We start from the raw sequence: 14,390 nt of genomic DNA on the forward strand, positions 1-14,390 counted from the left end.
ATGCCGGACTTTTATGGAACCGCGGTCGAAAGCCCGCTGATGCTGGGGACGGCGCAATACCCCTCGCCCGCGATCATGGCGCAGGCGTTCCGCGCATCCCGCGCCGGCATCGCCACCGTCAGCCTGCGGCGCGAAGGCGGCGCCGGCCAGGATTTCCACAACCTCATCAAGGATCTGGGCATCCCGGTCCTGCCCAATACCGCCGGCTGCCATTCGGTGCGCGAGGCGGTGACGACCGCGCAGATGGCGCGCGAACTGTTCGAGACGCCCTGGATCAAGCTGGAGGTGATCCGCGACCACGACACGCTTTGCCCCGACGTGATCGCGCTGGTCGAGGCGGCGCGCATCCTGTCCGACGACGGCTTCCAGGTCTTTCCCTATTGCACCGAAGATCTGTCGGTCTGCGGCCGGCTGCTGGACGCGGGCTGCCAGGTGCTGATGCCCTGGGGCGCGCCCATCGGCTCGGGCCGGGGGCTGAACAACCCCTACGGCTTGCGCAGCCTGCGGGCGCATTTCCCGGACGTGCCGCTGGTGGTCGATGCCGGCATCGGCCTGCCCAGCCACGCCGCCCAGGCGATGGAGCTGGGCTATGACGCCGTGCTGCTGAACACCGCCGTCGCCAAGGCCGGCGATCCGGTCGCCATGGCCCGCGCCATGGCGCTGGCGATCGAGGCGGGCCAGCTGGCCCATGCCGCCGGCGCGATCGAGGCGCGGGACATGGCCGCGCCCTCGACCCCGCTGTTCGGAATGGCGGTGCTGGGATGAAACTGCCGCGCTTCTATCCGATCTTCGACAACAGCGACTGGCTGCGCCGCGCCCTGCCCTTGGGCGTGAAGCTGGTGCAGATCCGCATCAAGGACCAGCCGCCCGCCCGGCTGCTGGGCGAACTGGCGCTGTGCCAGGAGCTTTGCCGCGAACATGGCGCCACGCTGGTCGTCAACGACCACTGGCAGGCCGCCATCGACCTGGGCTGCGACTTCATCCACCTGGGGCAAGAGGATCTGGACACCGCCGACATTCCCGCGATCCGCAAGGCGGGGCTGCGGCTGGGCCTTTCGACCCACGACCATGCCGAGCTGGACCGGGCGCTGGCGCTCAGGCCCGATTACGTCGCGCTGGGTCCGGTCTGGCCGACGATCCTGAAGAAGATGAAATGGGAACAGCAGGGGCTGGACCGGGTCCGCGAATGGCGCCGGCTGGTCGGCGCGACGCCCCTGGTCGCCATCGGCGGCGTGACCCCGGACCGCGCGCTCGAGGCTTTCGCCGCTGGCGCCGACGTGGCCTCGGCCGTGACCGACATTACGCTGAACCCCGACCCCGAGGGCCGCATCCGCGAATGGCTGCGGGTGACGGCATGAACCGCTATGCCCGCCAGATGGTCCTGCCCGAGGTCGGCGCCCAGGGGCAGGACCGCATCGGTGCCGCCCATGCGCTGGTGGTCGGCGCGGGCGCGCTTGGCGTGCCGGTGCTGCAATACCTGGCAGGCAGCGGCATCGGCCGCATCACCCTGATCGACCCCGACACGGTCGAGGAATCGAACCTGCACCGCCAGCCGCTTTACCGCATGGCGGATCTGGGCCAGCCCAAGGTCCGCGCCGCGGCGCAGGCCCTGGCCGGGCTGAACCCCTCGGTCCGGGTCGAGGTGCTGGAGGAGCGCCTGACCCCGCTGAACGCCCCCGCGCTGGTCGCGGCGGCGGATGTGGTGCTGGACTGCGCCGACAGCTATGCCGCCAGCTACACGCTGTCCGACGCCTGCCTGGCGGCGGGCAAGCCGCTGATCTCGGCCTCGGCGCTGGGGCTTGCGGGCTATGTCGGGGGCTTCTGCGGGCGCGCGCCCAGCCTGCGCGCGCTGTTCCCCGACCCGCCCGACAGCGGCCAGACCTGCGCCACCGCCGGCGTGCTGGGCCCGGTGGTGGGCATGCTCGGCTGCATCCAGGCGCAGATGGCGCTGCGGCTGCTGCTGGGCCTGGCCCCCTCGCCCCTAGGCGAGTTCATCCGCTTCGACAATGGCCGCTTCACCCAGTTCCGCTTCGACGCCGCGCCCGAGGCGACCGGCCCGCGCTTCATCGCCCGCGAGGAAATCCGCCCGGCCGACCTGGTCATCGACCTGCGCCCCGAGGACGAGGCCCCGCGCAAGGCCACCCCGGACGCGCTGCGCCTGCCCGATTACGGCGCGACCGGCCCCCTGCCCGACCCCGGCGGCCGCGTGGTGCTGGCCTGCCGTTCCGGCCTGCGCTCCTGGCGCGCCGCCGACGCCCTTGCCCGCCGCTGGAGCGGCGAGATCACCCTTCTGGCCCTTGGAGACGACGACCGATGAAACATTTCACCCTTGCCGCCGCCCTCGCGATCCTGGCCCAGCCGGCGCTGGCCCAGGACAAGGTCACGCTGATCCTGGACTGGTTCGTGAACCCCGACCACGGCCCGATCATCGTCGCCCAGGAAAAGGGCTTCTTCGCCGAGGAAGGGCTGGAGGTCGAGGTCGTCGCCCCCGCCGATCCCTCGGACCCGCCCAAGCTGGTCGCCGCCGGCAAGGCCGATTACGCCATCAGCTACCAGCCGCAACTGCACCTGCAAGTGCATGAGGGCCTGCCGCTGAAGCGCGTGGGCACCCTGGTCGCGACGCCCTTGAACTGCCTGATGGTCAAGGCCGACGGCCCGGTGCAAGAGATCGCCGACCTCAAGGGCAAGAAGATCGGCTATTCCGTCTCGGGCGTCGAGGAGGCGCTGGTCGGCCAGATCCTCGGGACCGCCGGGCTGACCATGGACGACATCGAGATGGTGAACGTGAACTGGTCGCTTTCGCCCGCGCTGATCGCCGGCCAGGTCGATGCCACCATCGGCGCCTATCGCAATTTCGAGCTGACGCAGATGCGGCTGGAAGGCGCCGAGGGCAAATGCTTCTTCGTCGAGGAACAGGGCGTGCCGACCTATGACGAGCTGATCTTCGTCGCCAACCCGGCCAACCTGGACCTGGACCGCACCCGCCGCCTGCTGCACGCGGTCGAACGCGGCGCGCAATACATGATCAACCACCCCGACGAGGCATGGGAGCTGTTCTCGGCCACCGCCCCCGACCTTCGCGACGAACTGAACGCCGAGGCCTGGAAGGACACGCTGCCGCGCTTCTCGCAATCGCCGGCGGCGCTGGACCAGGGCCGCTATGCGCGGTTCGAGGCCTTCCTGCACGAGGCCGGGCTGGTGGACGGCGTGCTGCCGGTCTCGGACCTGGCGCTGGACGTGGGGGCGGCACAATGAACCGCTACGGAGACGCCTTCGCCGCCTGGCGCGCCGACGCGCAGCCGGAATGGGACGCCTATACCCGCCACGCCTTCGTCGAGGGGTTGCGCGACGGCACGCTGCCGCAATCCTGCTTCCTGACCTACCTGGTGCAGGACTACCTGTTCCTGAAGAACTTCTCGCGCGCCTGGGCGCTGGCGGTGGTCAAGGCCGGCGACCTCGACGAGATGCGGGCCTGTTCGGCCACGGTCCACACCCTGCTCGATCACGAAATGGGCCTGCATGTCCAGACCTGCGCCCGCGCCGGCATGGGCCCCGAGGTGCTGGCCAATGCGCAAGAGGCGGTGACCAACATCGCCTATACCCGCTATGTGCTCGAGGCCGGCTATTCGGGCGATTTCCTCGACCTACTGGCGGCGCTGATGCCCTGCGTGCTGGGCTATGGCGAAATCGGGCTGCGGCTCCAGGCCGAGGCGGCGCCCGACACCCCCTATCGCGAATGGATCGACACCTATGCCGGCGCCGAATACCAGGCCGCCTGCGTCTCGGCCGGCGAATTGCTGGACAGCGCCATCCGCAAGCGACTGGGCGCGGCGCCCCAGGAAAGCCCGCGCTGGACGGCGCTGTCGCAGCGCTTCGCCACCGCCACCCGGCTCGAGGTCACCTTCTGGGAGCTTGGCCGCGCATGACCGCCGCCGCTTCGGTCCGCGGACGCGCCTGGGTCGGCGAGGCGCCGCTGTTCGCGCCGGTGGAGCTGGTGCTGGAACTCGGTGGCTGGACCTGCCTGCTCGGCCCCTCGGGCGTCGGCAAATCGACCATCCTGCGCCTGATCGCCGGGCTGGAAACCGGCGCGCGCTTCGAGGGCGAGGTGGTGCGCAACTGCCCGGTCGCCCTGATGGCGCAGGATCCCGGCCTGATCCCCTGGCTCGACGTGACCGGCAATGTCACCCTGGGCGCCCGGTTGCGCGGCAGCCTGGGGGCTTCTTTCGTGTCCAAATATCCTGGGGGACGCCGGAGCGGCCCCATCGAGGGGCCGCTCCGGCGGGGGGCAAAGCCCCCGGCCGCCCCTGCAGCCCGCGCGGCCCATCTGATCGAGGCCGTGGGCCTGGCAGACCGCGCCCATCACCTGCCCGCCAACCTGTCCGGCGGCCAGCGCCAGCGCACCGCCCTGGCCCGCACGCTTTTCGAGGACCGGCCGCTGGTGCTGCTCGACGAGCCCTTCTCGGCGCTCGACGCGCGCACGCGGGCGCAGATGCAGGATCTGGCGGCACGCCTGCTCGACGACCGCACGGTGCTGCTGGTCACGCATGACCCGGCCGAGGCGGCGCGGCTGGGCGACCGCATCCTGCTGTTGCGGGAAACGGGGCTGACCGAATGGCCCCGGCCCGACCCGCGCCCGAAAGGCGCCGCCCGACCCTATGACGCGCCCGAGGTGCTGGCCCTGCAGGCCGAGCTGATGCGGGGGATGATGGCATGAGAACCGTCGCGGCCCTGGTCGTCACTATCCTGGCCCTCTGGCAGGGGGTCATCTGGCTGGCCGGCATGCCGCCCTTCCTGCTGCCCTCGCCCTTGGCCGTGGCCGACGCGCTGTGGATCAACCGGGCCGAGATCGCCCGCCATGCCGGCTTCACCCTGGCCGAGGTGGTGCTGGGCTTCACCCTCGGCTCGGCCCTGGGCGCGGCGCTGGCGGTGGCGATGGGGTTTTCGCAGAAACTGACCGGCGTGCTGCGGCCGATCCTGACCTTCAGCCAGACCATCCCGGTCTTTGCCCTGGCGCCGATCCTGACCTTGTGGCTGGGCTTCGGCATGGCGCCCAAGATCGCCATGACCGTGCTGATCGTGTTCTTCCCGGTCGCCAGCGCCTTCCTGGACGGGCTGATGCGCACGCCGCAGGCGGCGCTGGACCTGGCGCAGGTGATGGGCGCCGGCCGCACCCGCATCATGCGCCACCTGCGCATCCCCGCCGCGCTGCCGAGCCTCGCCACCGGGCTGCGGCTGGCGGCGGTCTATGCGCCCATCGGCGCGGTGATCGGCGAATGGGTGGGCGGGGCCCGCGGCCTTGGCGCGCTGATGATCCATGCCAACGGCCGGATGAAGACCGACCTGGTCTTTGCCGCCCTGCTGGTGCTGTCGGTGATGACGGTGATCTTCGCCCGGCTCGTCGCCATCGCGCTGCACCGGCTGCTGCGCCGCTACGGCGTCTAGCAGGCTGCTGAAAAAGTCCTTGCGACAGGACAGCGTGGGCGGGGAACCGGGAAATCCGCTTCAAATTTGCCGAAAACACCCCATTCTCGGCCGATATCAGCTGGATCCAGAACGATTTCCGCTGCGTCGCCCTCTCAAAATCCTTTTTCAGCAACCTGCTAGACCAGGCGCGCGGCGCGGGCCAGATCCTCGGGCGTGTTCAGGTTCAGGAACGGGTCCAGCGGGCGGCTGTCGAACACCGCCCGTCCCGGATCATGCGCAGCCGCGAACTGGCCGATCCGGTGCAGCCCGGATTCCAGCGCCTCGTGCAACTCGCCGCGCAGCGACACCGGCCAGAGCGCGCAGGTCGGATGGTCGCGCAGCTGCCCGCTGTCGTCCGGACTGGCGGCGATGGCCACGCCCGAGCGGCCGGCCGCCTCGCGCAGCCGATGCACCAGATCCTCGGGCAGGAAGGGCGTATCGACGCTGACGCTGACGACGCTGTCGGCCCCCTCGGCCGCCGCCCATTCCATGCCGGCCAGAACCCCGGCCAGCGGCCCCGCGAAGCCGCCGATGCCGTCGGCGATCACCGGCAGCCCGTATTCCGCGAACTGCTCGGGCTCGCCATTGGCATTGATCGCCAGCCGCCCGCATTGCGGCGAAAGCCGCGCGATCACCCGCGACAGCAGCGTCTCGCCCGCCAGCATCCGCAAGGCCTTGTTGCCCCCGCCCATGCGCGTGGACAGGCCCCCGGCCAGGATGACGGCGGGCAGCGCGCTCATTCCAGCCCCGCGGCGATGGCGCGGGCCAGCGCAAAGACCCGCTGTTCGAGGATCACCGGCGTCTCGCAGACATAGGTCAGCGCGTGCTGGCGGTCCTGGAAGATGCGCATGTCCCAGTCGAGCCGTTCCTCCTCGGCGTCGATCGCGTCGAAATCGGGTTGTTCGGCCTTTTGCAACTCTTCCATCCTGGCGCGGTGGGCGTCGATCCTTTGTGCCAGATCGACCTGCTTGTGGCCATAGCGCGCGATGCCGGCGATCAGCGCAGTGCGATGCGGCTCGATCCGGTCGAAGATCGCCACCATCAGCGCGGTCAGCTGCCGGTCGTCGGCGCCCTCGGCGAATGCGGCGATCTCGGCCTCGGCCTCGGGCAGCGGCAGGCGGCGCTGCTCCAGCCGGTCGGCCAGGGCGGCGATCTCGGGCGTGCGGGCCAGGTCGCGCACGGCCTCGTCCGGCTCGGGCCCGGACCACATCTGGCCCAGCGACAGGTGCGGCTGCTTGCGCTGCACGCAGGGCCAGTCGGGATCGGTGCCGCTTTCCGCCTGCGCCGCGCCTGCGCCCGCGACAAGGCAAAGCGCCAGAACCAGGTATCTCATGCTCCCCCCTTTCGCCGGGCCCAGAGCCCCTTGGCCGGATCATACATGATCACGGCCCCTGCAAAGAACAGGATCAGGCAACCCGACACCACCAAGAAGGACAGAAGATCGAAGCGCGCGTAAAGGGCAAAGCGGATCAACTCAACCGCATGGGTGAAGGGATTGGCCGCGCAGATGTCATGCAGCAGCGGCGAGCTTTCGTTCATCCGCCACAGCGGGTAAAGCGCGCTGGAGGCGAAGAACATCGGGAAGATGACGAAATTCATCACCCCGGCAAAGTTTTCCAGCTGGCGGATGGCCGATGACAGGAACAGCCCCATCGCCCCCAGCATCAGCCCCGACAGGAACAGCGCCGGCAGCACCGCCAGATAGCCGATGGCGGGCGGCTGCACGTCCCAGAACCAGGCGATGGCCAGGAAGGCATAGACCTGGATGATCGACACGATCACCCCCGCGACCAGCTTGGCCGCCAGCAGGAACCAGCGCGGGAACGGGCTGACCAGCAGGGTGCGCATCGCCCCCGTCTCGCGGTCATGCACCATCGAGAGCGAGCTTTGCATGCCGTTGAACAGCTGGATCATCGCGCAAAGGCCGGGGGTCACATAGACCTCGTAAAGCACATAGGTCTGGTAGGGCGGCGTGATCGACAGGCCCAGAACGGCGCGGAACCCGGCGGCAAAGATGAACAGCCAGACCAGGGGCCGCACCAGCGCCGCCAGGAAGCGGCCGCGCTGGTTGACGAAGCGCAGCGTCTCGCGCCGGGCGATGCCCAGGAATGCGGTCAGCCACATGCGCGGGGTCAGGCGATGGCTCATGCCGCCTCCCCCGTCAGGCGCAGGAAGGTGGCGGTCAGGTCGTCGCCGCCGATGGCGCCGGCATTGCCGCAGGCCAACACCTCGCCCCGGTGCAGGATGACCAGCCCGTCCTCGGGGCGGATCTCGTCCAGGATATGCGTGGCCCAAAGCGCCGAAACCCCGCCCCGCACCAGCGCGCGGGTCAGCGCCACCACCTCGGCGCGGGATTTCACGTCCAGCCCCACCGTGGGCTCGTCCAGCAACAGGATCTCGGGGCGGTGGATCAGGGCGCGGGCGATCTCGGCCCGGCGCTGCTGGCCGCCGGACAGGGCCGAGACCCTGGCATGCAGCCGGTCCGACAGCTCGACCTGCGCCAGCACCTCGAGGCTGCGCGCCCGCGCCTCGCGCCGCGGAATGCCGTGCAGCGCGGCGTGGTATTCCAGGTTCTGCGCCACGGTCAGGTCGGCATCCAGCGCGCGGGACTGGAACACCACCCCCAGCCGCGCCAACGCCGCGCCGGGCTGGCGGCGCAGGTCGTGCCCCGCCACCTCGATCCGGCCCGAGCGGTTGTCGTAAAGCCGGGTAATCAGCGAGAAGAGCGTGGTCTTGCCGGCGCCGTTCACGCCCAGAAGCGCGGTGAAGCCGCCGCGCGGCACGGTCAGCGACACGTCCTTCAGCGCCTGAAAGCGGCCGAAGCTGTGGCTGACATGCTGGATGGAAAGCGCGTCCTGCGGCATCTGGCAAAGGGGCGGGGCGCGCATGGCCCCCCGCCCGCCTCGGCTTACTGGATGTTGAACACCGCCTGCTGGGTTTCGCCCTGCGAGCCGGGGATCGACAGCGTATAGCGGCCCGGCACGATGGCGATGAAGCTGATCGTCGCGGTGCCGGCATCGTCGAACTCCAGCGAATGCACGCCCATCGGCCGGATCTCGATGTCGTTGATGACAATCTCGTTCACCCAGATCGCGCGGAAGAAGTCGCCGCCCGACAGCGCCAGCTCCTGGCTGCCATCCGCATTGATGTCGAGGCGATAGAAGCCGCCCGACTTCAGCTTGTATTCCGCCGTCGCCACCGGCTTGCCCGAGGCCAGCGTCAGCGGCGCCAGGTCGGTGCGGTTGTCGCGCGCCATGATCCCCGAGAAGCCGAAGTCGAACTTGGAGCCGGCCTCATGCACGCCCTCGGCGCCGCCTGCTTCTGCGGCATCGTCGTCGTCGTCATCATCATCGTCCTGTTCGGCGGCGGGGGCGCCATCGGTGGCGGCGCCGGCCTCGGGGCTGGCTTCGGGCGCGGCCTCCTGCGCCGTGGCGGGCAAGGCCAGCCCGGCCATGATCAGCAGGACGGTCAGCAAACGGGTCATGGTTCTTCCTCCCTCTTGAACTCTCATCAGTTGGGCGCGACGACCACGCCCCAGGGCTGCTGGCCCACGGGCACGGATTTGACGACCTTCAGCGTCGCCACGTCGATCACCGAGACATCGTTGGAATTGCCGTTGGTGGTGAACAGGTATTTCTCGTCCGGGGTAAAGGCCATCTGCCAGACCCGCTGGCCGACCAGCAGGTAGTCCTGGACCTCGTCCGTCTCGCCGTCGATCACGGCGACGCGGTTGGCGGGGCCCAGCGCGACAAAGACCTTGCTGCCGTCGCCGGTCACGCGCACGCCGACCGGCTGGATCGCCTCGGGCAGGACGCCGGGGATCTGGAAGCTGATCTTCCTGGTGATCGCCTGGGTCGCCGGGTCGATCACGCTGACCGTGCCGCCGATTTCCGAGCTGACGTAAAGCTTGGTCCCGGCATCGTTGAACTGGGCAAAGCGCGGCCGCGAATCCACCAGCACGTTGGCGAAGATCTCGAAGCTTTCGCTGTCGATGAAATGCGCCATGTTGGTGGTTTCCGAGGTGTTGATGACCACCTTGCCGTCGGGGCTGACGCCCATGCCCTCGGGCTCGACGCCGACCGGGATCTCGGCCAGCACCTTGTGGGTCTGGGTATCGACCACGGTCACGAGGTTGTCGTCCTCGTTCGCGATGTAAAGCGGGTTGCCCGAGGGATGCAGCACGAACAGCTCGGGGTCCGGCCCGGAAGGCAGCGTGTGCATTTCCTCCATCGTCTCGGGGTTGAAGACCCGCACCAGGTCGTCGTCCGAGGCGCAGACGTAAAGCTCCTTGCCGTCGGGGCTGATGGTGATGCCGCGCGGGCGGGCGCCGACCGGATAGGTGCCGATCACCTCCAGCGTCTCGCTGTCCAGCACGGTGACGTCATTGCCCTTTTCGTTGCTGACGAAGACCCGGTTGGCGGCGGCGGGCAGGGCGAAACCCAGGCACAGGGCCGAGGTCAGGATGGCGGTTGCAGCTTTCATCTTTGGCCTCAGAACTTGCATTCGGTTTCGGGACGGTCGAAGCCCAGCGTGTCCAGCGCCGAGCTTTGGTGCAGATACTGGTCCTGCGGGCTGACCGAGGCGGTGACGGAATCGGTGGCCAGCAGGATCGGCTGGCGCAGCTGGTGGTCCCAGTCGCGCAGGGTCAGCTTTTGCCCCTTGAAGCCCGCGACCTCGAAATTCTCGGACAGCATGAACTCCTTCAGCGCGACGGGATCGGTGCTTTGCGTGCGCGTCGCCGCCTCGCCGATCATGCGCAGCGCGATCCAGGTCTGGTAATCCTCCTCGCGGATCGGGCGGCCGGCAAGCTTTTCAAAACGGTTCTGGAACTGCGTCGCCCCCCAGGCCTCGAGCGAGGGCGCCCAGCTGCGCGGCACCAGCCCGGCCGAACCGGCGACCGGCCGCGGATCCCAGGTCGCATAGGGCAGCCAGTCGGCAAAGACGCCGTTCTCGTCCGCCGCGATCAGCACGTCATGGGCCGGCGCGCGCTGGGTAAAGACCGGCATCTGCTGCTGGACCTGCACATGGCCGCTGTCGCTGCGCCGGCTGCCGCCGGTATCCTCATAGGTGCGGGCCTCGACGATCTTGGCGCCGAACTTGGTCGCGGCGCGGCGATAGGCGTCGGCCAGCGCCACGTCCTCGGGATGGCTGCCGGCGATCAGGAACCAGTTCGGCCATTGCTTCCACATCAGGAATTGCGCCAGCGCATCGGCCAGCATGGCGTGGCTGGGCGCGGCATGGATCACGTTGAAGCGGCAGTCCTTGCCGCGCAGGCCGTCGCCGCGCGCCCGCGCATTCAGCACCAGCGCCCGGTCGCCGGCCTGATCGGCCAGGGCCAGCGTCTGCGCATCATCGGCCAGCGTGACGATGAAGGGGATGCCCTGGGCCAGCAGCTTGTCCATCTCGGCCGGGGCGGATTCGGGCGTGGCGGTGATCTCCAGCGCCTCGAAATCCTGGTTCATGAAGCGGCCGGTGGTGTCGTTGTCCTCGATCGCCAGCCGCGCGCCGGCAAAGCCCAGATCCTCGGGCGGCGCGTCCAGCCGCGAGATGGGCGGCAGGCTGGGCACGTCCACCCGCAGCACGGCGGCGCGCACGGTCTGCGAGGCTGCGGCATCTTGCGCAAGGGCTGGATTTGCCATGGACAAACCAGCCAAAAGTATGATGATTCTGCCTTTCATGGCCGTCCTCCCCCCCTGCATCATGCCGGGTCAATCCGCCTGCGCCAACCCGGCAGATGCCCCGGTTCCAGCCGGGTGAAATCCCCTGATACCTAAGTCTTAGGGACTTTCGTCCTATGGACGCACGCGGGGGTCGAAGGCATGGTTTTGCGCATGGGATTCCCGCGGCTCATCCTGATTGCCTGCGCCGTCGTCCTGGCCGGATCCGGCGCCGGGGCGGACCAGCCGGCACGCGGATCGCCGCCGCCGCCCGACAGCGCCGCCTGGTTCGGCCTGCATTTCATCGACACCTCGACCGAAGGCGCGATCAACGGCGTGCGGGCGGACGAGACCCGCCGCATCGAGATGGCCGAGGCGGTCATCGCCGAGGATCTGCGCAACCGCGGCTTCACCCTGCTGGAGCCGCCGGCCGAGCAGGTGGCCGGGATCAAGAACCTCACGCAATCGAACGGCAGCGACAGCCGCATCGCGCGCGAGCTGGGGGCGCATTACGCGATCTCGGGCGAGGTGCAGAAGGTCTCGAACCTGATCCTGTCGCTGAACCTTTACGTCCGCGATGCCGCCAGCGGCGACACGGTGCGCGCCGGCGTGGTCGACATTCGCGGCAATACCGACGAAAGCTTTCGCCGCGGCTATCTCTACCTGTTGAAAAACATCATCTTTCGGGAGGAATGACGGATGATCCGACTGCTGGCCCTGTCGATCGGTGCGGCCCTGGCCCTGGCCCCCGCGGCCGAGGCGCATGGCCCGCCGCGGCTGAAGCTGGAGATGCAGCAAAAGCTGGATGCCACCCCGGACGAGGTCTGGGCCGCGATCGGCCGGTTCGACGACATGAGCTGGCACCCGGCCATCGCCAGCCTGGAGCTGACCGGCGACGGCTCGGCCGACCAGCCCGAGACATCCACCCGCGTGCTGCATCTGAAAGCCGACGCGGGCGATCCGATCATCACCGAGGTTCTTTCGAAATGGCAGCCCGAAAAGCGCTGCTATGCCTATCGCATCACCGAGGTCGAGGTGACGGTGCTGCCGGTGACGAACTATGCCGCGACGCTTTGCGTCCGGGACGAGGGCGGCAAGGCGCTGGTCAACTGGAAGGGCGGCTTCTATCGCGGCTATCCCAACAACGAGCCGCCGCCGGAACTGAACGACGAGGCGGCGATCCAGGCCGTGACCGGCGTCTACCGCGCCGGGCTCGATGCGCTGGCGGAACGGTTCGGCAAGGCCGAATAGCGGGGTCGCTTACGGGGTGGCGGGGCTGACCGGCTCCAGCCCGCCGCCCTGTTCCTGCCAGCCCTCGATCCCGTCGGGAAACCAGATCACGCCGCGATAGCCCAGCGCCACGGCGCGCTTGGCGGCGTTCCAGCTCATCCAGCAGTCGCGCTTGCAAAAGATCACCAAGGGCGCCGCCTTGTCGCCGCCCGACAGGCGCGCCAGCCCCTCGGCCAGCCGCGCCTGTTCCACGGGGGAGAGCCGCTCGTAGCCGGTGCCGTGCAGCCAGGTCGCGCCCGGAATGGACAGGTGCGGCGGCGCGTTCCACAGCGTGTCTTCGGGCAGGCCCTCGGGGCGGGCGGTGCGCGGCAGCACGTCGATGAAGGGCACGCCGCGGGCATGCAGTTCCACCGCCTCGGCCGCGCCGATCACCTGCGCGCCGGCCAGGGTGGCCGGGGTTTCAGACCGATAGGGCTCGCCATGGAAACCCTGCGGCTCGGGCACCTGGGCCTGGACCGCGCCGGCCACAACGACCGCCAGCGCCGCCCAGGCCTGTCTCATGGTTTCAAGCCCTTGCCGTAATCGTCCAGCAGCGGCACGCCGGCATCGCGCAGGATGGCGTCGATCTCGTCCTGGTGGCGGCGGATCAGGCTGTTCAGCTGCCGCTTCCATTCCTGCTCGTCCAGCCGCACGCCCATGGTGATGCGATAGAACATGCGCGGCCCGCCGGCTTCCTTGAGCAGGGGCGTGAATTGCAGTTCGGGATCGTGCTTGACCAGCGGACCGGCCAGCGGACCCCAGATCACCGCGGCCGCCAGCGCGCCCGATTTCACCTGGGCCAGCATCTCGCCCGCCGGATCCTCGACCCGGCGATCCACGAACAGATCCCAGCCGCGCATGTCCTTGGCCAGCCCCGCCCGCGCCAGGTTGGTCGCCGGCGGCGTGCCCGCCACCACGCCGATCGGATGGCCCTGAAGCGCCGGATCCTCCAACACCTCGACCGAGGCCAGCGGGCTGTCCCGGCGCGTCACGATGCCGTAGGCCGAGGTATAGTAATGGTTGGTGTTCTGCACCATCTCGTCGCCCTGGGCATAGCCGATGACGACATCGCAAAGCCCGGCGCGCAGGGTCTTGCGGATGAAGCCCGGCCCCTGCGGGAACCAGGTATAGGCCACCGGCAGGCCCAGCTTGTCGGCGAAAAGCCGGGCGATGCGGTTCTCGAAACCCTGCTCGTCCTGGGACGACATCGGCACCGCGGCGGGATCGGCGCAGACCCGGAACTCGGTCTTGGACCGCAGGTCTGCGACCTGCGCCGGCGCGGGCAGCGCGGCGCAGGCCAGCAGGGCGGCAAGGGCAAGCGCGCGTCTCATCCGCTCATGCAGGAATCTTCCTGCGCGACAAATTCCTCGGACTTGTCCTCTCTCTTGGCGGGGCGGCCGCGCGGCAGCTCGCCCACCCCCCGCGCCAGCAGATAGGCATAGATGTCGTCGATATAGCACCAGACGTTCTTGTTGGTGCCAAAGGCCGGCATGACCAGGTTGGCGGCCGTGTTGACCTCTTGCTTGCCCGAGGCGGCGATTTCCAGGAAATCGTAATAGCCAAGATTCAGCACCGAGTTCTTCAGCGCCGGCGCATAGGTCGAGCCCTCGCCGTCCGGGCCGTGGCAGACATGGCATTCCGCCGAATAGCGGCGATAGCCCGAGAAGGTCGCCCAATCCACCGTGCCGTCCTCGGCGATCTTGAAGGTGGGGATGTCCTCGGCCGTATACCAGCGGCCGTTCTCCATGTGGTCGGGGGTGATGTCCTGGCCGTTCGGCAGCGCCTGCTTGCCGCCGGCCTCCTGCCCGGCGGGTGCCTCGGCGGCCGGTTGCTGTTGTTGCCCTCCATCGCCCGAGACGGCGGCGGCAGCGCCTGCCCCGGCCTGGGCCGGGGGCGTGTCGGCGGATTGCGCAAGGGCCGTTCCGGTAAGTGCGCCGATCATGCAGGCGACACCGATCGCCATCAGGCTGGCGGTCGTCTTGCTGGTCATGAATTTCCTCC

General features: G+C 69.1%; 19 protein-coding genes. 9 read left to right on the forward strand and 10 right to left on the reverse strand.

The window, feature by feature from the left end:
• The 7 genes from E3U26_RS08070 to E3U26_RS08100 are packed head-to-tail and all read left to right on the forward strand — an operon-like array spanning window position 1 to window position 5,442.
• Complete coding sequence (locus E3U26_RS08070) at window positions 1–765, forward strand: thiazole synthase (RefSeq protein ID WP_499104734.1); 765 nt, start codon at window positions 1–3, stop codon at window positions 763–765.
• A complete protein-coding gene (locus E3U26_RS08075; protein ID WP_114536084.1) occupies window positions 762–1,358 on the forward strand; it encodes a thiamine phosphate synthase in 597 nt (198 codons plus the stop codon). The genes E3U26_RS08070 and E3U26_RS08075 overlap by 4 nt, the downstream gene beginning before the upstream one ends.
• Window positions 1,355–2,317, forward strand: a complete 963-nt coding sequence (locus E3U26_RS08080; protein WP_499104736.1) for a ThiF family adenylyltransferase — start codon at window positions 1,355–1,357, stop codon at window positions 2,315–2,317. Before E3U26_RS08075 ends, E3U26_RS08080 begins: the two co-directional genes overlap by 4 nt.
• Window positions 2,314–3,255 (forward strand): ABC transporter substrate-binding protein, encoded by a 942-nt coding sequence (locus tag E3U26_RS08085; RefSeq protein WP_072462185.1) that lies wholly within the window; start codon window positions 2,314–2,316, stop codon window positions 3,253–3,255. Before E3U26_RS08080 ends, E3U26_RS08085 begins: the two co-directional genes overlap by 4 nt.
• Window positions 3,252–3,926 (forward strand): TenA family protein, encoded by a 675-nt coding sequence (tenA, locus tag E3U26_RS08090; RefSeq protein ID WP_499104737.1) that lies wholly within the window; start codon window positions 3,252–3,254, stop codon window positions 3,924–3,926. Before E3U26_RS08085 ends, tenA begins: the two co-directional genes overlap by 4 nt.
• On the forward strand, window positions 3,923–4,714 hold the full coding sequence (locus E3U26_RS08095; RefSeq protein WP_072462183.1) for an ABC transporter ATP-binding protein: 792 nt from the start codon (window positions 3,923–3,925) through the stop codon (window positions 4,712–4,714). The genes tenA and E3U26_RS08095 overlap by 4 nt, the downstream gene beginning before the upstream one ends.
• Window positions 4,711–5,442 (forward strand): ABC transporter permease, encoded by a 732-nt coding sequence (locus E3U26_RS08100; RefSeq protein ID WP_036753610.1) that lies wholly within the window; start codon window positions 4,711–4,713, stop codon window positions 5,440–5,442. The genes E3U26_RS08095 and E3U26_RS08100 overlap by 4 nt, the downstream gene beginning before the upstream one ends.
• A gap of 158 nt (window positions 5,443–5,600) precedes the next feature.
• On the opposite strand, the gene mobA is transcribed toward E3U26_RS08100, so the two are convergent.
• The 7 genes from mobA to E3U26_RS08135 form a co-directional block, all read right to left on the reverse strand.
• Window positions 5,601–6,203, reverse strand: a complete 603-nt coding sequence (gene mobA, locus E3U26_RS08105; protein ID WP_036753613.1) for a molybdenum cofactor guanylyltransferase MobA — start codon at window positions 6,201–6,203, stop codon at window positions 5,601–5,603.
• Window positions 6,200–6,796: a hypothetical protein gene (locus tag E3U26_RS08110; protein ID WP_116223251.1), complete on the reverse strand. Its 597-nt coding sequence runs from the start codon at window positions 6,794–6,796 to the stop codon at window positions 6,200–6,202. The genes mobA and E3U26_RS08110 overlap by 4 nt, the downstream gene beginning before the upstream one ends.
• Window positions 6,793–7,611 (reverse strand): ABC transporter permease, encoded by an 819-nt coding sequence (locus E3U26_RS08115; protein WP_036753623.1) that lies wholly within the window; start codon window positions 7,609–7,611, stop codon window positions 6,793–6,795. The genes E3U26_RS08110 and E3U26_RS08115 overlap by 4 nt, the downstream gene beginning before the upstream one ends.
• The gene (locus tag E3U26_RS08120) at window positions 7,608–8,351 is read right to left on the reverse strand and encodes an ABC transporter ATP-binding protein (protein ID WP_243700119.1); all 744 of its coding nucleotides are present in this window, start codon (window positions 8,349–8,351) and stop codon (window positions 7,608–7,610) included. Before E3U26_RS08120 ends, E3U26_RS08115 begins: the two co-directional genes overlap by 4 nt.
• A gap of 20 nt (window positions 8,352–8,371) precedes the next feature.
• Window positions 8,372–8,764, reverse strand: coding sequence for a cupredoxin domain-containing protein (locus tag E3U26_RS08125; RefSeq protein ID WP_052095847.1), 393 nt, complete (start codon window positions 8,762–8,764; stop codon window positions 8,372–8,374).
• 209 nt (window positions 8,765–8,973) lie between these two features.
• Window positions 8,974–9,945, reverse strand: a complete 972-nt coding sequence (locus E3U26_RS08130; RefSeq protein WP_036753629.1) for a YVTN family beta-propeller repeat protein — start codon at window positions 9,943–9,945, stop codon at window positions 8,974–8,976.
• Between the two features lie 8 nt (window positions 9,946–9,953).
• On the reverse strand, window positions 9,954–11,102 hold the full coding sequence (locus E3U26_RS08135) for an ABC transporter substrate-binding protein (RefSeq protein ID WP_240540293.1): 1,149 nt from the start codon (window positions 11,100–11,102) through the stop codon (window positions 9,954–9,956).
• Between the two features lie 192 nt (window positions 11,103–11,294).
• Here E3U26_RS08135 and E3U26_RS08140 point away from each other — a divergent pair, with 192 nt between their 5' ends.
• Both E3U26_RS08140 and E3U26_RS08145 read left to right on the forward strand, forming a co-directional pair.
• Entirely contained in the window at window positions 11,295–11,816 is a 522-nt protein-coding gene (locus E3U26_RS08140) for a DUF3280 domain-containing protein (RefSeq protein ID WP_036753807.1), read from the forward strand.
• Window positions 11,817–11,819: 3 nt separating this feature from the next.
• Window positions 11,820–12,371 carry an SRPBCC family protein gene (locus tag E3U26_RS08145; protein WP_499104738.1) on the forward strand — a complete coding sequence of 184 codons (552 nt, stop codon included), beginning with the start codon at window positions 11,820–11,822 and terminating at the stop codon, window positions 12,369–12,371.
• A 9-nt stretch (window positions 12,372–12,380) separates the two neighbouring features.
• On the opposite strand, the gene E3U26_RS08150 is transcribed toward E3U26_RS08145, so the two are convergent.
• Genes E3U26_RS08150 through E3U26_RS08160 form a run of 3 tightly spaced genes read right to left on the reverse strand, consistent with a single transcriptional unit; the run spans window position 12,381 to window position 14,379 of the window.
• Complete coding sequence (locus E3U26_RS08150; RefSeq protein ID WP_499104739.1) at window positions 12,381–12,911, reverse strand: PQQ-dependent catabolism-associated CXXCW motif protein; 531 nt, start codon at window positions 12,909–12,911, stop codon at window positions 12,381–12,383.
• The gene (locus E3U26_RS08155; RefSeq protein ID WP_036753642.1) at window positions 12,908–13,720 is read right to left on the reverse strand and encodes a substrate-binding domain-containing protein; all 813 of its coding nucleotides are present in this window, start codon (window positions 13,718–13,720) and stop codon (window positions 12,908–12,910) included. The genes E3U26_RS08150 and E3U26_RS08155 overlap by 4 nt, the downstream gene beginning before the upstream one ends.
• Entirely contained in the window at window positions 13,717–14,379 is a 663-nt protein-coding gene (locus E3U26_RS08160) for a c-type cytochrome, methanol metabolism-related (protein WP_036753643.1), read from the reverse strand. The genes E3U26_RS08155 and E3U26_RS08160 overlap by 4 nt, the downstream gene beginning before the upstream one ends.
• Between the last annotated feature and the right edge of the window lie 11 nt (window positions 14,380–14,390).

Origin of the sequence: Paracoccus ferrooxidans, assembly GCF_029909815.1 — a bacterium.
GTDB lineage: Bacteria > Pseudomonadota > Alphaproteobacteria > Rhodobacterales > Rhodobacteraceae > Paracoccus > Paracoccus versutus.